This window comes from Gottfriedia acidiceleris, assembly GCF_050457485.1.
Taxonomy (GTDB): Bacteria; Bacillota; Bacilli; order Bacillales; family Bacillaceae_G; genus Gottfriedia; species Gottfriedia acidiceleris_D.
In genome coordinates, this window is sequence record NZ_JBCMJM010000007.1 from 280,250 (window position 1) to 300,216 (window position 19,967).

Below are 19,967 nucleotides of genomic sequence, written 5' to 3' on the forward strand. Positions count from 1 at the left end.
AATCACTCTTTCTCCATAATATGAACCCATTTGAAAAATTTTGATAATCCTACAGGAACGATAAAGGTAACAAAAGCTTGGATGAAAATCGGATACTCCGGAATAAATGAAATAATTTTCTTGAACATTTAATCCACCCCAATATTTAAAATGATAAAGGTATTATTTCCCATTATAGGAAAAGAATGCGCAAAGGGTAGGAAAAGTATTATACATACTGAAATAAAAACAATTGATAAAGAAACAGAATTTAAAAAATTAATCAATTTTAATAAAAAATTGAATATTTCCTATTTTAAAAAAATGACAAAATAGTATAATAAACCTAGTAGATTACGTGTGATTTTACCTAATTTTCCATTTTTCATCTAGACAAAATGGAGGAATCGTTGAATTAAAAGATATTACCGAGTATGGAGAGGAAAGCTTATGAATCAGATACTTCTATATGATTTTCTTACATTTATGAATGACAAAAATTGGAATAAAGCTGATTTGGCTAAATATTCTGGAATCCATATTAGTGATATTAGTAGAGTATTTAACAATAAAAAGCCTCTTTCTTTGCATTATTTAGATGCAATTACAGAAGCGTTCGGTTTGGCAGAAGGATATTTTTACTCAAGCTATACACAATTATGCTTTAATCAGAATCGATATTTAGATAAACGAAGAAGTGTAGCGTTTATTTATAAATGTGCAATAAATGGATTTAATAAAGAGTTAGACTTTATTATTTCTGAAATGTTAGAGGAGAAATCTAAGACAATTCGTACAAAAAATTTACAAAATTTATATGAGATCGCTGAAAAGTTATTTGCTGAAGGTAAAGAAAAAGAGGCTTTGCCTTTATATGAAATCATTATTCATCACATGCCAGATCAAACAGCAGAGGAAGTTGCTATTAGCTATTTTAGAAAGTACTATTTAAATAGACTAACAGAGGAAGGACCAGCAACTCTTGTTCATGTTCTAGAATATGTGAGCTATATGCCAGATGATTTTCAGGAATTAACGATTTTATGGATTACGGCTACTTACTATATGTTAAAACAATGGGACAAAGTCCTTCATTATGCTAAGCGGTTAGAAAAAATGGCGAAAAATGAAAAACATTACGGCTATGCATTAGTATACCAAGGCTTCGCTTTGAATAGGTTAAGTAATTCTTTAGATGAAGTGCTTAAAATAATAAAGAAGTACGGTAAAATAAATGATTTTTTTGCAGAGGCTGCGATTGGGAACCGATATGTTACATTACTTGATTTCGGCGAGTTACATTTTGTTGATGAATACTACGATTGGATTAAAGATCGAGATGATCTATATGTAGGCATTCCGAGAATTATTGAATCCTATGTAAAGCTAGGAAGATTAGGAGATGCTTCAGCTTTAATCAATTATCATGAAAAGATAATTAATGAAATGGCCAATAGTTCAAATTTGTATAAACAACATTTGTATTTGGATTTCTGCTATGCACAATCAATTTTAAAATGTGAGAATAAACAATATATTGAAGGGTTAAATGATTTAATAAATGTAGCTAGAAAAGTTAAAAACGTAGGTATAATTGAAAAATTTAAACTATGCTTATTATCAATTTGGCACTATAGAGATCATTTAACAGATCAATTAAATGAGGATTATATTCAAATGTTAAGTGATGATCGGAATCAGGCGAATATTTTATATGTAGTGAGCCCTTAAACTGGGCTTCTTTTTTTGTCATTAAACAGCAATAGCTGAAAATTATTTCTAGATTAGACAAATGAACCACAAGGTTGAAATCCTTGTGGCTATTTCATTTGTAACCTTATTTATATAAGTTATTAGTCTATTTTTTTATATTCCTTAAACCATTCAACGAATTTAGCAATACCGTCTTCAATTGAAGTAGTTGGACTATATTGAATATCATTTACAAGTTGATCAATATCGGCATATGTTTCAAGTACTTCTCCTGAAATCAGCGGCAATAATCGAATATTTGCTTTTATACCAAGTTGCTTTTCCAAAACTTCGATAAAATAATTTAATTTAACTGGGCTATGGTTACCAATATTATAAAGTTTATAATACGAGGAGGATTCATTTGGTGGCCCATTTTTAATGATTCTAACTATCGATTCAACTACATCATCAATATAAGTAAAATCTCGTTTCATATTTCCATAATTATAAACATCTATTGGTTGTCCATTAATGATTGAATTGGCAAATTTAAATAATGCCATATCTGGTCTACCCCACGGTCCATATACAGTAAAAAACCGCAAACCAGTAGTAGGTAGATTAAATGTATGGCTATAAGAATGTGCCATTAATTCATTTGATTTTTTTGTAGCTGCATATAAACTAATTGGTTGGTCAACTCGATCATTAATTGAAGAGGGAGTTTGTTTAGTATTACCGTAAACAGAGCTTGAAGAGGCGTATATGAGGTGTTTTATTTGATGATTTTTACAACACTCTAATAGATTGGCAAAACCTACAAGGTTAGATTGTATATATGATCCGGGATTTTCTAAGCTATATCTTACTCCAGCCTGTGCTGCTAGATTAATAACTACATCGAAATCATTGTGTTCGAAGAGTTCTTCTAACAGTTCCATATTATCGATTGAACCATTTACAAAACTAAAGTTCTCATAATTTTTTAAAAGATCCAATCTATCATATTTTAGACTTCTATCATAGTAATCATTTATATTATCAATGCCTACGATATGTGAACCTTGCTCTAATAAGCGTCTACTTAAATGAAAACCAATGAATCCAGCACATCCAGTAATCAAGATGCTCTTAGTATCAGTTTTATTAATTATAAAAACCTCCTTACTTAACTAGAGTTGCAATATCATATGTAGGTTGAAACGCAAAAGTTCGAAAACATTAAGAAATATGTATTTAACCAGATTAAGAGAAATACTTTTAGTAGAATACACATTTACCCTCACAAAACTTGGACAAAATCATATTTATACAGTAGGTCTAAGCTCACTTTGAGCATGATATCTAAGAAAAGTAACTCTTTATTACATTTCACATAAAAAGAAATGTTCGTTTTTTTATGGGCTTTAAAAAGTAGGAGGGATAAATTGAATAATATAATAATTGAGCCATGGATCGTCGATGAGCTTATTCATGATGAGTTCTATGTGCCTGAATATATTGAACAAATTGGTCTTGAAGTACTTAAGTTTTATGATCTTCAAGTCAACAGTATGCAAGTAATTACTACGAAGGCAGACAAAGGTGGAGCGATTTGGAAAATTGAAACAAACGATGGTCCAAAAAGCTTTAAACTTTTACACAGGAGACCTACTAGAAGTATGTTTAGTTTAGGGGCTCAAAAGTATTTAGTTGAAGTACAAAATGCAAGAGTTCCAGCAATCGTTCGAACTAGAGATGGTGAGGAATTTGTAGAAGCAGGTGGTAAGCTTTGGTTCGTTGCAGAATGGATTGAAGAGTTGGCGCCTGTTTCTAAAGATTTGGAAGGTGCAAAGCAGCTATGTTACGCACTTGGTGAGTTTCATCGCTTAAGTAAAGGATATGAACCACCGAACCAAGCAGAGATTGCATCGAGATTACACAAATGGCCAAAAAGTTATGAAAAAGTATATAACAAAATGGATTGGTTCCGAACAATTGCGATAGCTTATGAAGAAATGCCTGCTAGTCAGGATTTATTATATGTAGTAGATACTTTTCAAGAGCAAGCAAGAAAATGTATCGAAGACCTAAATAATTCAGGTTATTTTACAATGGTAAAAGAAGGAAACGCAAGCTGGGGCTTAGTTCACCAGGATTACGGATGGTCAAATGGTCAAATGGGTCCGAATGGAATGTGGATTATTGATTTAGATGGAGTTGCATTTGACTTGCCAATTCGTGATCTTAGAAAACTTATATCTGGCACAATGTCTGACTTATTCGCATGGGATGTAACATGGGTAAGGGAAATGATTAACGCATATCATGAGGCAAATCCAATCTCACCAGAGTTATATGACGTATTGATGATTGATTTTGCAATGCCAAATGAATTTTATAAAAATATTAAAGAAGTTCTTTATGAACCAGAATTATTTTTGGGCGAAACTACAAAACAATTAATTCAATCAATCGTTGATTTAGAGGAATCAAAATGGGCTACATTGAATGAAATTCGCAACGACTGGAGTGGAAATTTATGAAAATATTAATGGTTTGTACAGAAAACCTACCAGTACCTCCAGTATTAGGTGGTGCGATTCAGACTTACATTGCAGGTAGTTTACCTTATTTAAGCAAAGTTCACAATATAACGATATTAGGTGTAAACGATCCATCATTACCAGATGAAGAAACAATCGATGGTGTACATTATGTACGTGTCCCTGGTAAAGTATTGGAACTATATCGTGAAGGGGTAGTTCGATACATTGAAGGAAATCAATTTGATTTGATCCACATTTTTAACAGACCTCGACTTGTTCTACCGATTAGAAAAGTGGCTCCCGAAGCAAAAATCACTTTAAGTATGCATAATGATATGTTTAATATAGGAAAAATCGATGTTGATGAGGCTAATTTAGTAGTAGAAGAAGTTTCAAGGATCGTAACAGTTAGCGATTATGTTGGGAATGTAATTCGTGAGCTTTATCCACAAAGCGCTAATAAGATTAGTACAATCTACTCAGGCGTCGATTCTGATCGTTTTTTACCTGGAAATGATTCGAGGATCATAAATACGCGAGATACGCTAAGAAGAGAATTTGGTTTGGAAAATAAGACTGTAATTTTATTTGCAGGAAGACTTTCAGAAAACAAAGGCGTAGATCGCTTAGTAAGAGCATTACCAACACTTTCAAAATCCTTTAATAATTTAGCTTTAGTCATTGTAGGTAGCAATTGGTTTAGTCAAAATCATGTTACGGACTATGTTGCCTATATTCGAGCTATATCAAAAAGACAAGATGTTCCGATTATTACAACAGGATTTGTATCTCCATTTGAAATTCAAAACTGGTTTGCAGTAGCCGATTTATTTGTATGTACTTCTTTATGGCAGGAGCCGCTTGCAAGGGTTCATTATGAAGCTATGGCAGCTGGTCTTCCAATTGTAACGACAGCTAGGGGAGGAAATCCTGAAGTAATAATACCAGGAGAGAACGGATTAATCGTTGAAAATCCAGAAGACCCAAATGAATTCGCCACTAAAATAACAGAAATATTATCAAATAAAACTTTAATGAAGAATATGGGAAGAAAAGGTAGAGAGCTTGCAGTTTCTAAATATTTATGGAACCGTGTAGCGGATGATATTCTATCAGTATGGCAGCAAGCTGAATTTAATTCATCAATTTCATCAGAACAATTAGAGCAATTTGAATCAAAGGCTGTATCTAAATCAGTTGTGCCAAATTTAGAGTTTGCAGTTATGAATGATACAAATAATAATTCTGAAGCAAAAGTAAATGAAGAAATAAAAGTAGAGAAAACAAAGACAAACACAAAAACAAAAACAAAATCAATTACTGAAACAAAAGTAAATGAAGAAGTAAAAGTAGAGAAAACAAAAACAAAAACAAAATCAATTACTGATATCAAGTCAATGGAAGAAGTATTAGTAGCGAAATCCAAATCAAAATCTAACACTGAATCAAAGACAATGGAAGAAGTATTAGTAGAAAAAGCGAGGTCAATTCCTCGAGAAAAACTAGATGTTAGTGAGTTGACAGCTAATCCTAATCCAATGGTATTAAAACGTATTAGAAAAGTAACTGAAAAGGTTACTATAAATGAAAAAGTGAATGAAGTAACAAATTTAGAAATTAGAAGTAACGAACAAAATTCTGGGGTTAATGCAGAACAAAAGAAATTAAAGAGAATTACTAGTGTAATTGATTTATATCTAAATAAAACCGTTTAAGCATGTAGATTTTACATGCTTTTTTTTACTAGTTTCTAAGCCTTAAATTTTCTAAGCCTAATAGGTATATATGGTGACAAGTACACCATTATTTACATATAAAGTAGAATGAACAAATATTTGGAGGTAAGTATAATGAAAATCCGCAAGGCTATTATTCCCGCTGCCGGTCTCGGGACTCGTTTTTTGCCGGCAACGAAAGCACTGCCAAAGGAAATGTTACCTATAGTTGATAAACCAACTATTCAATATATTGTTGAAGAAGCCGTAGCTTCTGGAATTGAAGAAATCATTATTATTAGTGGTAGAGGCAAGCGAGCGATCGAGGATCATTTTGATAAATCATATGAATTAGAGGAATCATTATCTCGTAAAAACAAGTTAACAGTATTGGAAGAGATGCAGAAGATATCCAATATGGTGAAAATCTTTTATGTGCGTCAGAAGGAACCAAAGGGATTAGGGGATGCAATTTTATGTGCTAAGAGTTTTATAGGAAATGAACCGTTTGCTGTTTTGCTAGGAGATGACATCGTTAAGTCCACAACACCTTGCTTACAGCAAATTATTAAAGTCTACGAGAAACATAATGCCCCAGTTATAGCAGTTCAAGGTGTTCCTGATCAAGAAGTAAGTAAATATGGAGTAATTAAACCTAAAGAAAGTACTTATGATACAAATTTATTTAAAGTTGATTGTCTTGTAGAAAAACCAAAATTAGAAGATGCTCCTTCAAATTATGCAATTATGGGACGATACATTCTTACTCCAGAAATTTTCGATATTTTATCAACACTATCTGTTGGACAAGGATGTGAATTGCAATTAACTGATGCGATTAATGAATTAAATAAAGATCAGTCTGTCCTAGCATTTAATTTCGAAGGGAAACGTTATGATATTGGAAATAAAATTGGATTCATAATGGCTACGATTGATTTTGCAATCAATAGAGAAGATATAAAAAATGAAGTAATTGCTTTTTTAAATGAGGTCATAGCAGAGGAAGCCCCAAATATGAAGATTCAGGAAGTGGAATAACTTGAAAATTTCTATATTAGGTACGGGCTATGTAGGTTTAACAACAGGAGTTTGTTTAGCAGAGATTGGTCACTCAGTTACTTGTATTGATATAAATGAACTTAAAATTAATAATTTATGTGCTGGTATATCTCCAATATATGAACCAGGAATAGAAGAATTAATAACAAGAAATATAAAGTTAGGAAAATTATTATTCACAACCTCATACGATAAAGGATTAGAAGCTGCTCAAGTTATTGTAATTGCAGTAGGTACCCCTCAAAGAGAAGATGGAGGAGCAGATTTATCCTATCTTGAAAGTGCAGCAATTGATATCGCAAAAAATATTAAACATGATGTAATTATTGCTATAAAAAGTACAGTTCCGGTTGGCACGAATGAAATCGTAAAGGAAATTATTCAACAAAATTGCAGTAAAGAGATTGTAGTTGACGTCGTGTCAAATCCTGAGTTCCTTAGACAAGGATCTGCAATTAAAGATACTATGGAAGCAGATCGAATCATTATTGGTAGCAATAATCAAGAGTCTGCTAGAATTGTTGAAGAAATGTATAAACCATTAAATGTACCAATCTTAATTACTAGTATTCGAAGTGCAGAAATGATTAAATATGCGTCTAATGCATTTTTAGCTAGCAAAATAAGTTATATAAATGAAATTGCAAATCTTTGTGAAGCAGTTGGTGCAAATGTTGAAGATGTGGCAAAAGGAATGGGGAAAGATAAAAGAATCGGTGAAGCATTTTTATATGCAGGTATTGGTTATGGCGGTTCTTGTTTCCCAAAGGATGTTAAAGCATTATTGCACACAGCTCAGTTAAATGGGGTTGAATTTGGTTTTTTAGAAGAAATTATTTCGATAAATAAATTTCAACACGAATTGCTTGTAAAGAAAGCTATTGAACGATTTGGTGAATTAAAAGGGAAAAAGATAGCGTGTTTAGGCTTATCTTTTAAACCAGATACAGACGATATGAGAGAAGCACCTTCTATTAAAATTGTAAATTCTTTAATAAAATTAGGTGCAGAAGTAAATGCATATGACCCTGTTGCAATTGAAAACGCTAAAAAAATTCTAGGTAGTAATATTACATTCGCTAGTTCAATAAATGAATGCGTAACTGATACAGATGCAATTTTTATTGTTACTGAGTGGAGAGAAATTCGAGAGCTTGACTTACCAAGCATATTAAATAAAATGAAGAATCCAATCATTTTTGACGGAAGGAACTGTATTATGGAAGATAGAGTAAGAGATTGTGAGAAAATAGAATATTATCCAGTTGGTAAACCGTCCATCATTCAATAATATAATGAAAAAAAACGACTTCTAAAATAATTTGAAGTCGTTTTTATATTAATAGAGGAAAATCTATTCTTTTTGTTCATGTAATGAACGGTAAATCGATTTTACAAATTTATGTTTTAGGTATGGGAGAATTTTTTTTCTTCGATTTACTAATCTGCCAACAATTGCTTTTTTATCTTCCTTTGATAATAACCAATCATCTGGTGTTAATTCCACAATTTCTTCTAATAGCAGGACTGGGAATCTTTGGATGATCTGCAGTTGTTCATTAAATTTTTCTTCACTTTCTATATACTGGGACATGAATTGATGTGTGGAACTTTTCATTATATTATTAGGCAAAGCTGCTAACTCTGAAACTAACCAACTGTAAGAACCAAATGCTTCAGCATGGTCAATAATCCAAAGCTTAAATTGATCTAAACCTTCTTCGCGTAGTAAAATATTTTTTCGAGTACGATCTCCATTGCACAGCCAATAGTCAAATAAAATGATGCCAGCTAGCTGATCTTTATTTACTATACTTGGAACTGATAAAACTTGATGACCATTTAAAGTTTCAGGTACATACAAAGAAGCAAACTGAAACTTTGAGAGTTGAATTTCATCTAGTTTTAAATCGGGTATTGTTTTTGAAAATTCTTCAGGAATTGAAACAATTTGAGCATAAGGAACAGGTAAATCTAAAAATCTAGCAATGCAATAGGCAACCCATTCGTTTGGTAATGTTTTTTCAAATCCAGAACGAAAATATTTCACGACATAATCTCTACCATCACTAAAGGTAATTAAATGAGCATTTGACTTTCCTTCTAGTTTTTTAATATATGAAACTGGTTCAATCATTTTGGATCACATCACTATTTTTACTTTCACTAATTTTTAAAAGATATTCGCGATAAATATCAGCCACTTTTTGAATAGCAAAATTTTGTTCAACATGCTTGAGCGCATTTTGTGAGAGCTTTTGATGAAGCTTTTGATTATCAACTATTGAATAAATCTTCTTTACGGCATCTTGTACATCATGTCCCCGAAAAAGCATACCTGTCTCACCTTGAAGAACGATTTCTGAAATAGGCATTATATTAGAAGCAACAACAGGGACTCCACATGCCATGGATTCAATAAAAGTATTGCCGAATGACTCAACTTTTGTTGTAGCGATTGTACATCCACCAGATTGAAGTACTTTAGCATATACATGGGGCATCTGTTGATATGGAATTACCGGAAACCATTTGATAAGATCAGTTAGACCTTCTTCCTTCCAAGTTAATGCAAAATCTTCTCGTTGCACACTTTGAGCTCCCCCGATTAACCATATTTCAATATCCGACCGTTCACTTTTTATCTTCTTAGCAACTTCGATTAACATTTGCCAGTTTTTACGTTTATCGACTCTACCGATCCAGCAAACTACTTTTTTATTATTTGGAAGTATTGGATTAATTTCATATGCAATTTCATCTGTATCTAATGGATGGAAAAATGTGGTGTCAACTCCATTGTAAATTACTTTAATGGGGATGTTATCTGTTAAGATGGAGACTAATCTTTTTTGATAATTCGATGGAACGATAATAGAAACAGGTTCTATTGATCTGAATTTCTTTAAATGTGGTTGTAGTTTAATAAGCTCGGGCGTACGTGCCTCTACAATAACTGGACCTTTATAATTAGCTTTCTGTAACCACTTATATGCTGCTCCTGTATCTACAACAATGATTGCATCATAGGCATTATTTTTAATGATTCCAATAATTTCGGTTTCATCTTTCGTTAAATAGATAGGTGCAATATCTTCCATTATGTGTAATCCACCATGATCAGTTGTATATAGAAACTCAGTATGAATTCCAAACTTTTTAAAATAAATTGAACGATTCCTCCAGCCAGCATTAACTCCACCAACTGTTAAGAGACGCCAGATTATTAAGACTTTCAAATTTCCCCCTCCTTAATTTTAGGGTATACAAATAACGTTTAAACCGATTTGAAAACTAATTGTATACACGATTACGGCTTTTGACCGGATTCAAATTTTGAATAGTAGTCCTATTTTAGTTAATTCAAATTGAGGTAAATTGTAAGGGCAAGTAACTACAAACTACAAATATTTATTAGGTTAAAGGCAGAAAAAATTACTTTCATTTTTCCTTGCTCCGCATTTAGGGATATGATAATGTATAAGAAAAAAGAAGTATTTACTGCAATTTTTTAAATGAATGAAGGATAAACTTCAACTTTGGAAGGATTAAAATAATGGAGCGACCTAATTTTAAATTGTTAGTTAAGGAAAAATTTTCACAATTATCGCCAGGGCAAAAAAAAGTAGCGACTTATATGATTGAAAATCTTGAGGAGTGTGCCTTTAAAACTGCTTATCAAATTGGAAAAAAAGCTGAAGTAAGTGAAACAACGGTGATTCGTCTTTCATATGCACTCGAATTTGAAGGCTTCAGTGATATGCAGTTATGTGTTCAAAACGAGTTTCTTCATTTAAATAAAGCCGATTATATAAAAGAAAAAGAAGAGATAAAAAATACCGAAGGACAAAATACTTTTACAAAAATTATCGAAAATGAAGTAAATATTTTAAGAAATTTATTACAACCTTCGAATATTAAGGAAATTTCAAAAGCTATTGAAGCAATTACCTGTGCTGATCAAGTGTTAATAGTTGGTCATCGTGTATCCCGTATAGCTGCCTACTGGTTTTCGAATACGTTAAGCTCAATTAGAGGTAACGTATTGTATTGTTCTCCAGCAGGTGACTTTTATGAAAAGTTTTGTAATTTAACAGAAAAATCAGTTGTTGTTGCATTTTCTTTTCCAAGGTATGCAAAGGAAACATTAACAATTGCAGAATGTACGAAAGAAAATGGAGTAAGTTTAATTTCAGTTACTGATCGATTATTATCACCAATCGGTCGAATTGCAGATATCGTTCTAACTACAGAAGAAAATGTGGAAAGTGGCTCTAACTCGGTAGCATCAGTTATTAGTCTATTAAATTTAGTGATTGCAGGATTATATGAAAAGGACCAAAAAAGAATTCAAATGTATCAACAAAAATTGGAAAAAATTTATTCTACTTATGAAGTGTTTATAGAATAGAAAAAACAGTTAGGAGAAAATCTTATGAATCCACAATCTTATCTAGATCATAATAAAGCAACTATTTTACAAACTTACCAGGATTTACATAAGCTAGCTGAGCCTAGTTGGCAAGAAGAAAAAACAGCAAAGTATTTAAGAGAACGACTACATGATGCAAAAATTGAGATTAAAACGTATAAAAATCATTTTGGATTTATTGCTGAAATTAAGGGCCAAAATGAAACAGTTGTTGCGCTAAGAGCTGATATGGATGCACTAGTTCAAGAAGTTGATGGTGTTGTAATGGCAAACCACTCATGTGGTCATGATGCTCATAGTACGATGGTTTTATATGCAGCATTGGCGATTTCTGCAAGTGGTATAAAGCCAAAACACACGATTCGATTTATCTTCCAGCCAGCCGAAGAAAAGGGTGAAGGGGCTCTTCAAATGATGGAAAATGGTGCATTAGACAATGTCATTTCATTGTTTGGCGTACACTTAAGACCAGAAAGAGAAGTACCTTTTCAAAAAGCATCTCCAGTGATCATACATGGGTCTGCTGAAACGATTAAAGGGACAATTCGAGGAATACAGGCTCACGCTTCTAGACCACAAGATGGTATTAATGCGATTGAAGTAGCAGCTGAAATAGTCAATAAATTAAAGCAAATAAATTTAAATACGGATATCCCTCATTCAATTAAAATGACCCAAATTCAAACTGAAAATGAAGCCTCAAATACGATCCCAGAATCGGTAAAGTTTTCACTTGATGTTAGAGCGCAAACAAATGACATTATGAATCAATTAAATGCCCGCACAGTTGAGGTTTTTGAGGAAACAATGATTGAAACAAAAGCTAAGATTTCGTGGTCTATGGAAGAGTTTGTTCCAGCGGCCGTACAAAACGAGCAGGCAATAAAAATTACCGAGAGAGCCATTGTAGAAATAATCGGACATGAAAATGTAGTGCCTGAATGCATTTCAAATGGTGGGGAGGACTTCCATTTCTATACAAATAAATATCCTCAAATTGCGGCTACAATGGTCGGTTTAGGGTGTGGATTAACTCCGGGGTTACATCATCCTCAAATGAGTTTTAATTTAGAAGCACTTCATTATGGAGCGAAAATTTTAACTCAAACAGTTTTATTAGCATCAGAACAAGAACAATTAAGAGGTGAGGCAAATGCTAAACAAATTGAATCAATCTGAAGTTAATACAGGAATTAAGATCCGTGCACTCCATTCTATCGAAGAAATGGGGCAGGTACGAGAACTAGAATCTAAAATTTGGGGTTTTGAAGATTCAATTCCTACGCATCAAACAATTACAGCGGCAAAAAATGGAGGATTAGTTTTAGGTGCATATTTTGACGATAAAATAATTGGATTTCAATACAGTTTTCCTGGTTATGATGGACAAAATGTTTATCTTTGTTCTCATATGCTTGGAATTGATCAAGAGTTTCGTAATAAAGGGATTGGAAAACTTCTTAAAATTGCCCAGCGAGAAGAAGCTCTTAAACTCGGCTATAAACTGATTACTTGGACTTATGACCCATTAGAAACAGCAAATGGATATTTAAATATTTCTAAGTTAGGTGGAGTTTGTAGTACGTATATTGAAAACTGCTATGGAGAAATGGAAGACTTATTAAATAGTGGAATTCCATCTGATCGTTTTCTAGTTGAATGGTATATTGCAAAAGGGGAAGAGGAAAAGGAGAATTTGAGACCTTTTGAATTAGATGAAGCAGTTAAAAATTCACTTATTAAATGGGAAGAAAACAATGACGGAATACCAATGCCGATTCAAAACGATACAGATGTGTTTAACGATCTAGCCTTTGTTGCAGTACCAAAAGATTTCCGAACAATTAGAGAAACGAATATTAAAATTGCAAGCCAGTGGCGAATGCTTACTAGAGAGTCCTTTAAAAAATTATTTCAAAGCGGATGGAAAGTTACTGGATTTTTTAAGAATTCAGACTCTGAAATGCCAGTTCATTTTTATGTACTGAACAAATAGAAAAGAAATATAAAGGAGAGTTCGGAAATGAAAATTAAAAAAGTAATATTACGCCATATGAAGCTAGATTTATTGCATCCATTTACAACAAGCTTTGGTACTGAATATGACCGTGAATTTATTCTACTAGAAGCGATAAGCGAAGATGGAATATCAGGTTGGGCTGAATCTGTTGCTATGCTTGATCCACTATATAATGAAGAAACTTTAAAAACAAATTGGCATATTCTAGAAGATTATTTAATTCCAATCGTGTTAAATAATGAAATTACCCACCCAGACGAAATTTCCGAAAAGTATTTCTCACATATTCGTGGGAACTATATGGCCAAGGCTGCCATAGAAGGAGCAATTTGGGATCTTTATGCTAAACAAGAAAATATCTCACTTTCAACTGCGTTAGGTGGAACTAAAAAGGAAATCGAAGTAGGAGTAAGCATTGGAATTCAAGATTCAATCGATTCAACAATTAAAATTATCGAGAACCGACTTGCAGAAGGCTATAAGAGATTTAAATTAAAAATTAAACCAGGCTGGGATATTGAACTGATCGATAAAGTAAGAAAAGTTTATCCAACTATTCCTTTAATGGCGGATGCTAACTCAGCATACACATTATCTGATATGGATCAATTAATCGCATTAGATGATTATAGTTTAATGATGATCGAACAACCACTTGCATACAACGATATTATCGATCACGCAGATTTACAAGAAAGAATGAAAACACCGATCTGCTTAGACGAGAGTATTCACTCACTAGAAGATGCTAGAAAAGCAATAAAACTAGGAAGCTGTAAAATTATTAATATTAAAATTGGTCGAGTTGGAGGACTTACTCAATCAAGAAAAATACATGATCTATGCCAGGAAAATGGAATTCCATTATGGTGCGGTGGAATGCTAGAATCAGGAATTGGAAGAGCCCATAATATTGCAATCACATCATTACCGAACTTCATTCTACCTGGAGACACAGCGGCATCTGCATTATACTGGGCAGAGGACATAATCGAACCAGAAGTAACCGTAGAAAATGGAATGATCACCGTACCAACAAAACCAGGTATCGGGTACGACCCATACTTGCAAAATATTGAAAAATATACAATCAGTACGAAAATCTACAGTAAGAATTAAAAACAAGAGTATTGAGAAAGTTGGAACATCATTTAGCTTTTTTCAAAAGCGTGAAAACCCAAACCTAAGTAAAGGTTTGGGTTTTATCTTATTCTTCTTCCTTATTCTTGCTTTTAATCTTATCCTTGATTCTTTTCACTTGTTCTTCGTATTTCTCAATATCCTTTATTTCACCTTTACCATAGCGAACCGAGTTATATGCATTAATTAGTTCATCTTCATTCGGTATTTGTATTCGCTCCAACCACTCTTTTAATGTTTCATTTTGGTTTCGACCCATCTTGTATTTAGATGCATATTTTTGGAGTTGGAAGATTAGTTTTCTGATTTGCTCTGTTGGGGCAGAGTGTTTGAAAAAGCGTCTTTTTTTCCTCTTGTGTTCTGGTATTGCATTATATTCGATACTGATTTCTTGTTTGGCAGTATGTTTTTCATTACGTATATAAGTAAGCTTTCTTATGACTAGCCAAATTACGATTAAAACGATAATCAGTAATAATAACCATACCCAAGTAGGAGTCGACTCTAAAATATAATGGTGATTACGTATATTTTGTGGAACTTTATCTTCAGCGCTTGAATTTTGACCTAACTTAATTTTTTTCTCTTTTATAGTGATTCGATCTACATAGTTAAAGAAAGGAGTTCCTAAAAACCCAACTGCACTAAATAAACCGTCCAGTAATTTAAAAATCGCCCACTTTAAGATCGGTAATATTAACGTTATGGTACCAGTAAGCAGTGTTGCTATACTAATTGATCCTATAATTCCTCGATAGTTTTTAATGGTTTGTGTAGTGACAGCTTGTTGAAAGTATCTACCTAAACTAAATAGAATTGTAAAAATGATTATGATCCATAATATCAAGTTCATATGAGAATAATGTGAAGTCCAGCCAAAAAAGAGGACTATCAAACTCGTTAAATAAAAAGTGATTTGTAATTTATTTCGTTCTTCAATCCATAACGAAGAGTCTTTAAGAAAAGCTTCAAGTCGAAAATAGATAAAGCTAGCACATAAAATAGATGTCACTGAATTTAATCCAAGAGTATAACTGATTCCTCCAGAAATAATGGCTGCTAGAAACGGAATAACTCGTGATACTTGAGCCTTTCGTAATGAGTAAAGTAAAAATAGATTTCCAATCATAAAAATACAAATGATTGCCAAAGTAGGTGGCAGCTCATTTTTTGATTCGTATATAAATATAACGATTAAATAGAGTAATAGATATTCTAATGAAAAAAAGTATGTAGAAAGTAAACGTAAAATCATTTCATTATCCTTTCGACTTAATGTTGTCCAAATGGAACAAGCTTTGGACTTTCTACATCATCTTGTAGATAATAGATGCTTTGGCCACGTTTTCGCATTTGAGCGAAATATCGATCTCCATGCTTACTGAACGGGCCACATAAAATAACAACAGGAGATTTTCGTTGTTGCTTTTCTACGTAATGTAGTAATCGATCAATCGGCTGAGTCATTCTTGCGCCATTAATTCGAGCAAGAATATCATAAGTTTTACCTAGTTGAGATTTACCTCCACCAATTGGTAAATGATAAACAGGAACTCCACTTTCCATGTTCAAATTTAGAAATATTTCATAATTAATATTTTTTAATGCAGCGTATTGGACTATATAGGCAATATTACTAGCAATTGATTCGATGTTTTCAATGATACTTAATCTAAAATTATCATGATGAGTATCTCGTAAATTTATAATAAATGTAATTGAATAGTCAGCAGTTCGTTCATAAATTTTCGTTTGAAGTACTTGTGTTTTAGCACTAGCTTTCCAGTGAATTCGATGAAATGAGTCAGAATAGACATAGTCTCTTGTTCCAATCGGAGCAAGAAAATCTTCAAACATACTAGTATTTGTTACAAAACTACCATATGAGTTAGTCGAAATGATTTGTTCAATTTGGGGTACAGGAATTAATGTAGGATAAATAATAATTTCTTTATGTAAAAATGGTTTATAGGTTAAATATAAATAACCTAAACTGAAAAAGTTTGAAATTTTTAATTCTACCTGTTTAATTCTAGTAACTCCACGTTTAGTAGCTGAAAGCGGTAATGTAATCTGAATCGTTTCGTTACCTTTTAGTTGAATTGGGATAATTAGTTCCAAATTTGAATCGCTACTAACTGTTTTAAAATTTATACTATCTACAATGGGTTCTAATTTTATTCGAACTGTTGCGTTAATAATTGGTAACCAATGATTCTGGGTTATCTTAATAGGTAAATTAAATTGTTCTCCGACGGAAACTCGAATGGGCTCCTTGTCGTTTTCGATGACAAGGTGATCAGCAATATGTTTTAAATAGTATCGACTCATCAAACTAATGATGATTAAAAATCCTCCTAAAAACATTAATAAATAGGAAGATTGATAGACATTAATAATTAGAAATATGATCCCAAAAATAATTAGGATATCAAGTGAATTTTTACCATGTATTTCTTTATTCCAAGTCATTTATTGACCAGCTCCAGCTTCTACAGGAACTTCAACTTGATTTAAAACTGATTCTATAACTTGTATAGCATTTTTCTTTAAGGATGCCTCAAGGGTCAAGACTAATCTGTGTGAAAGGAGATAAATCGCAACATCCTTCACATCTTGTGGAGTGACGAATGATCTATTGTTTATATATGCTTTACCTTGTGAGGCTCTCATTAGTGCCAATGTACCACGAGGACTAATGCCGAGTTGAATATCTTCATGATTTCTCGTTGTATGAATAATGTTTAAAATATAATCCTCTACTTCTTCCGAAATTGTAACAGTCTTCACCTGTTCTTTCATTTCATCAATTTCTTCTAACGTTAGTACGTTTTTTAAATTCGAAAATGGAGTATTTGAACGATAAGATTTCATAATGCTTTTTTCTTCTTCAAATGTAGGGTATGCCAAACGAATCTGCATAAAAAATCGATCCATTTGTGCTTCAGGTAATGGAAACGTACCTTGTTGTGATTCAATAGGATTTTGGGTTGCTATAACGATAAACGGATTTGGTAGTGGGATAGTTTCTCCATCGATTGTTACCTGGCGTTCTTCCATTACTTCTAATAAACTAGCCTGCGTTCTAGGTGTAGCACGATTAATCTCATCTGCTAATAAAATATTCGTCATTACAGGACCGATTCGAAGTTGAAAGTCTTGTTCTTTTGGATGAAAAAATTGAATTCCTGTTACATCACTAGGTAATAAATCCGGAGTAAATTGAATTCTTTTAAACGAACCGTTAATCGTTTTGGCAAAGCTTTTAGCTAATTGTGTCTTTCCAGTACCAGGGACACTTTCCAGTAGAATGTGCCCATTATTAATAAGAGCGATGAAGATCATTTCAACGACATCTTCTTTACCTATTATCACGTGACTAATCTCTTTCTTTAATTGTAATAACTTTTCTGATCTATTCATTGTTCTCTCCTTATCTTTCAAAACGTTTTAAACACTATTTAATATGAATTGTGACCTGTTTATAGATGAAAAAATTGTTGAACATGATATTATTTTAATAGTTAAACAATAGTAAAGTCCAATAATTCTCAATTTTTAAAATCTATTGAAATGAATGATAAATATTAGTTGATATTTTTAAAAAAACACTGTAGAATATAATGTTTGATTGCTAAAAAATGGAAATAACTTAAAAGACGGAAAGTCGGAAACGCCAGTGGCAGACTAAAGTTTTTAAGGATCATAAAGAGTATTAAATGATGATGAGGATAAAAATATGAGTAGATAAAGGTTCCGGATTGTTTTGTCTTTTCCTATACAATATACAATTCATTCCATTGAACCTTGCTTTAACAGGAGAGAAAAAGATGAAAAAGATAAAAAAGATAAAAAAGATAATGATAGTATTAGTTACCTGCTTTATTGCTTTAGTTTGCGGGTGTACAAAAAATAATCAAGATGAACACAAAGTAAAAGAAAATAAACAAAATACAGAACAGGTTAAAGAGCAGAAAGAGCCTATTAAAAAAATAAATCAGGAAGTTACAAAGGTGACGGTTGGTGCCGTGGGGGACCTATTAATACATAATGAAGTTTATGAAGATGCTATGCTCCCAAATGGAGTATATAACTTTAATAAAATGTTTGATGAAGTTAGAAAAACGATGGAAAAGCCAGATATTTTAGTAGCGAATCAAGAAACGATGATAGGTGGAAAACAATTCGGATTATCTACGTATCCAGCGTTTAATAGTCCATATGAAGTTGGAGATGCACTCAAAGGTGCTGGGGTTGATTTTGTGACACTGGCCAATAATCATTCGCTTGATCGAGGTGAAAAAATTATACGAAGTGCAATTTCCCATTGGGACGCTATTCATATGCCATATACAGGTGCTTTTAAATCACAAGCAGATCATGACCAAATTAGAGTGATAAATAAAAATAATATTCGATTTTCATTTCTTGCTTACACATTTGGTACAAATGGGATTCCTGTTCCTAAAGGAAAAGATTATTTAGTAAATTTGATCGAACTTGCCAAAATACGTAGTGATGTTTCAAGGGCAAAGAAAGTATCAGATGTAGTAGTAGTTGCCATGCATTGGGGGATTGAATATGAAAGAATGCCGAACAATACCCAAAAGAATCTTGCAAAACAATTGGCAGATATGGGAGTTCAAATTATTATTGGAAATCATCCACACGTCCTGCAACCGCCGGCTTGGATCACTGGAAAAACGGGAAATAAAACAATCGTCTTTTACTCATTAGGAAATTACTTATCAGCTCAAGATGAAATCTATGAGTTAATTGGTGGCATGGGTACAATTGATGTAGTTAAAACTCAAACTGATCAAAATGTAAAAATTGAATTAGCAAATCCAAGTTTTTTTCCAACTTATAATTACTATCGTGATAATCGTAATTTTAAAATTATGTCTTTGGAAAATATTAATGATGTTAATCTAAAAAATGGCAAAATGAGATACATCGAAATAATGAACCATATGCGAACAAATATTAAGGATTTAAAAAGTATTTCTGAGGTTCAATAGAAATCTAATGTTGGCTATAACATTGAAGGTTGCATATAAATCTTTCAAAGTGTTGAAATATAAAATGGTCAAACGTTTATTAAGTGAATTTAATTGATATAATAATTTATTTATTGATGATCTAAAAATGATAAATGTTAATATATTTGATCGGTTTTATAATAACAAGAAACTCTGGTAATTGTTTATTCTTAAGAAGCTAAAAATATTTAAGAGTTAATTTATAGAAAAACAATTTTTTCAAATGATTATTATAATAAGTTGATGTTCGATCTTAATCGACCTACAAACTGATTAGCAAGCTATTATGCACTTCTAAGTAAAGGATATAAAATTAGGTTTTTAGTGTAACCATTTTTTTTGATGAATAAGTTG

The 19,967-nt window shown here is 32.3% G+C and carries 17 protein-coding genes; 10 read left to right on the plus strand and 7 right to left on the minus strand.

Translation table 11 applies throughout. The features are described from left to right. Positions 1–2: 2 nt before the first annotated feature. Complete coding sequence (locus tag ABEY15_RS07685; RefSeq protein ID WP_091021959.1) at positions 3–128, minus strand: hypothetical protein; 126 nt, start codon at positions 126–128, stop codon at positions 3–5. A 301-nt stretch (positions 129–429) separates the two neighbouring features. On the opposite strand from ABEY15_RS07685, the gene ABEY15_RS07690 reads away from it, so the two are divergent. Next, on the plus strand, positions 430–1,710 hold the full coding sequence (locus tag ABEY15_RS07690) for a helix-turn-helix domain-containing protein (RefSeq protein WP_429889532.1): 1,281 nt from the start codon (positions 430–432) through the stop codon (positions 1,708–1,710). A 122-nt stretch (positions 1,711–1,832) separates the two neighbouring features. On the opposite strand, the gene ABEY15_RS07695 is transcribed toward ABEY15_RS07690, so the two are convergent. Beyond that, positions 1,833–2,801 (minus strand): NAD-dependent epimerase, encoded by a 969-nt coding sequence (locus ABEY15_RS07695; protein WP_429889656.1) that lies wholly within the window; start codon positions 2,799–2,801, stop codon positions 1,833–1,835. A 300-nt stretch (positions 2,802–3,101) separates the two neighbouring features. Between ABEY15_RS07695 and ABEY15_RS07700 the strand changes: the two genes are divergently transcribed. From ABEY15_RS07700 to ABEY15_RS07715, 4 genes are all read left to right on the plus strand, one after another. Further along, positions 3,102–4,199, plus strand: a complete 1,098-nt coding sequence (locus tag ABEY15_RS07700) for a CotS family spore coat protein (RefSeq protein ID WP_429889533.1) — start codon at positions 3,102–3,104, stop codon at positions 4,197–4,199. Then, on the plus strand, positions 4,196–5,917 hold the full coding sequence (locus ABEY15_RS07705) for a glycosyltransferase family 4 protein (RefSeq protein WP_429889534.1): 1,722 nt from the start codon (positions 4,196–4,198) through the stop codon (positions 5,915–5,917). The genes ABEY15_RS07700 and ABEY15_RS07705 overlap by 4 nt, the downstream gene beginning before the upstream one ends. A gap of 135 nt (positions 5,918–6,052) precedes the next feature. Beyond that, the gene (gene galU, locus ABEY15_RS07710) at positions 6,053–6,958 is read left to right on the plus strand and encodes a UTP--glucose-1-phosphate uridylyltransferase GalU (RefSeq protein ID WP_429889535.1); all 906 of its coding nucleotides are present in this window, start codon (positions 6,053–6,055) and stop codon (positions 6,956–6,958) included. 1 nt (position 6,959) lies between these two features. Next, entirely contained in the window at positions 6,960–8,270 is a 1,311-nt protein-coding gene (locus ABEY15_RS07715) for a UDP-glucose dehydrogenase family protein (RefSeq protein WP_429889536.1), read from the plus strand. Positions 8,271–8,333: 63 nt separating this feature from the next. On the opposite strand, the gene ABEY15_RS07720 is transcribed toward ABEY15_RS07715, so the two are convergent. Both ABEY15_RS07720 and ABEY15_RS07725 read right to left on the minus strand, forming a co-directional pair. Further along, on the minus strand, positions 8,334–9,116 hold the full coding sequence (locus ABEY15_RS07720) for a HipA family kinase (RefSeq protein ID WP_429889537.1): 783 nt from the start codon (positions 9,114–9,116) through the stop codon (positions 8,334–8,336). Then, positions 9,109–10,218 carry a glycosyltransferase family 4 protein gene (locus ABEY15_RS07725; RefSeq protein WP_429889538.1) on the minus strand — a complete coding sequence of 370 codons (1,110 nt, stop codon included), beginning with the start codon at positions 10,216–10,218 and terminating at the stop codon, positions 9,109–9,111. The genes ABEY15_RS07720 and ABEY15_RS07725 overlap by 8 nt, the downstream gene beginning before the upstream one ends. A 317-nt stretch (positions 10,219–10,535) precedes the next feature. On the opposite strand from ABEY15_RS07725, the gene ABEY15_RS07730 reads away from it, so the two are divergent. From ABEY15_RS07730 to menC, 4 genes are read left to right on the plus strand one after another with little or no spacing between them, the layout of a single operon-like run. After that, a complete protein-coding gene (locus tag ABEY15_RS07730; protein WP_429889539.1) occupies positions 10,536–11,390 on the plus strand; it encodes a MurR/RpiR family transcriptional regulator in 855 nt (284 codons plus the stop codon). Between the two features lie 24 nt (positions 11,391–11,414). Further along, positions 11,415–12,590, plus strand: a complete 1,176-nt coding sequence (locus ABEY15_RS07735; RefSeq protein WP_429889540.1) for an amidohydrolase — start codon at positions 11,415–11,417, stop codon at positions 12,588–12,590. Then, the gene (locus ABEY15_RS07740; protein ID WP_429889541.1) at positions 12,565–13,407 is read left to right on the plus strand and encodes a GNAT family N-acetyltransferase; all 843 of its coding nucleotides are present in this window, start codon (positions 12,565–12,567) and stop codon (positions 13,405–13,407) included. Before ABEY15_RS07735 ends, ABEY15_RS07740 begins: the two co-directional genes overlap by 26 nt. 27 nt (positions 13,408–13,434) lie before the next feature. After that, positions 13,435–14,550: an o-succinylbenzoate synthase gene (gene menC / locus ABEY15_RS07745; RefSeq protein WP_429889542.1), complete on the plus strand. Its 1,116-nt coding sequence runs from the start codon at positions 13,435–13,437 to the stop codon at positions 14,548–14,550. A gap of 88 nt (positions 14,551–14,638) precedes the next feature. Here the strand turns inward: menC and ABEY15_RS07750 are convergent, their stop codons facing one another. Genes ABEY15_RS07750 through ABEY15_RS07760 form a run of 3 tightly spaced genes read right to left on the minus strand, consistent with a single transcriptional unit; the run spans position 14,639 to position 17,994 of the window. Then, complete coding sequence (locus ABEY15_RS07750; RefSeq protein WP_429889543.1) at positions 14,639–15,826, minus strand: hypothetical protein; 1,188 nt, start codon at positions 15,824–15,826, stop codon at positions 14,639–14,641. A gap of 17 nt (positions 15,827–15,843) precedes the next feature. Then, entirely contained in the window at positions 15,844–17,043 is a 1,200-nt protein-coding gene (locus ABEY15_RS07755; protein ID WP_429889544.1) for a DUF58 domain-containing protein, read from the minus strand. Next, positions 17,044–17,994 (minus strand): AAA family ATPase, encoded by a 951-nt coding sequence (locus ABEY15_RS07760; protein WP_429889545.1) that lies wholly within the window; start codon positions 17,992–17,994, stop codon positions 17,044–17,046. A 407-nt stretch (positions 17,995–18,401) separates the two neighbouring features. Here ABEY15_RS07760 and ABEY15_RS07765 point away from each other — a divergent pair, with 407 nt between their 5' ends. Continuing rightward, positions 18,402–19,592 (plus strand): CapA family protein, encoded by a 1,191-nt coding sequence (locus tag ABEY15_RS07765; RefSeq protein WP_429889546.1) that lies wholly within the window; start codon positions 18,402–18,404, stop codon positions 19,590–19,592. Positions 19,593–19,967 lie beyond the last annotated feature (375 nt).

Coding starts and splice junctions, on each gene's coding strand:
- ABEY15_RS07755 (WP_429889544.1), bottom strand. CDS start 17,043: ATGACTTGGAATAAAGAAATACATGGTAAAAATTCACTTGATATCCTA.
- ABEY15_RS07765 (WP_429889546.1), top strand. CDS start 18,402: ATGAAAAAGATAAAAAAGATAAAAAAGATAATGATAGTATTAGTTACC.
- ABEY15_RS07705 (WP_429889534.1), top strand. CDS start 4,196: ATGAAAATATTAATGGTTTGTACAGAAAACCTACCAGTACCTCCAGTA.
- ABEY15_RS07740 (WP_429889541.1), top strand. CDS start 12,565: ATGCTAAACAAATTGAATCAATCTGAAGTTAATACAGGAATTAAGATC.
- ABEY15_RS07730 (WP_429889539.1), top strand. CDS start 10,536: ATGGAGCGACCTAATTTTAAATTGTTAGTTAAGGAAAAATTTTCACAA.
- ABEY15_RS07735 (WP_429889540.1), top strand. CDS start 11,415: ATGAATCCACAATCTTATCTAGATCATAATAAAGCAACTATTTTACAA.
- ABEY15_RS07750 (WP_429889543.1), bottom strand. CDS start 15,826: ATGATTTTACGTTTACTTTCTACATACTTTTTTTCATTAGAATATCTA.
- ABEY15_RS07685 (WP_091021959.1), bottom strand. CDS start 128: ATGTTCAAGAAAATTATTTCATTTATTCCGGAGTATCCGATTTTCATC.
- galU (WP_429889535.1), top strand. CDS start 6,053: ATGAAAATCCGCAAGGCTATTATTCCCGCTGCCGGTCTCGGGACTCGT.
- ABEY15_RS07720 (WP_429889537.1), bottom strand. CDS start 9,116: ATGATTGAACCAGTTTCATATATTAAAAAACTAGAAGGAAAGTCAAAT.
- ABEY15_RS07760 (WP_429889545.1), bottom strand. CDS start 17,994: ATGAATAGATCAGAAAAGTTATTACAATTAAAGAAAGAGATTAGTCAC.
- menC (WP_429889542.1), top strand. CDS start 13,435: ATGAAAATTAAAAAAGTAATATTACGCCATATGAAGCTAGATTTATTG.
- ABEY15_RS07690 (WP_429889532.1), top strand. CDS start 430: ATGAATCAGATACTTCTATATGATTTTCTTACATTTATGAATGACAAA.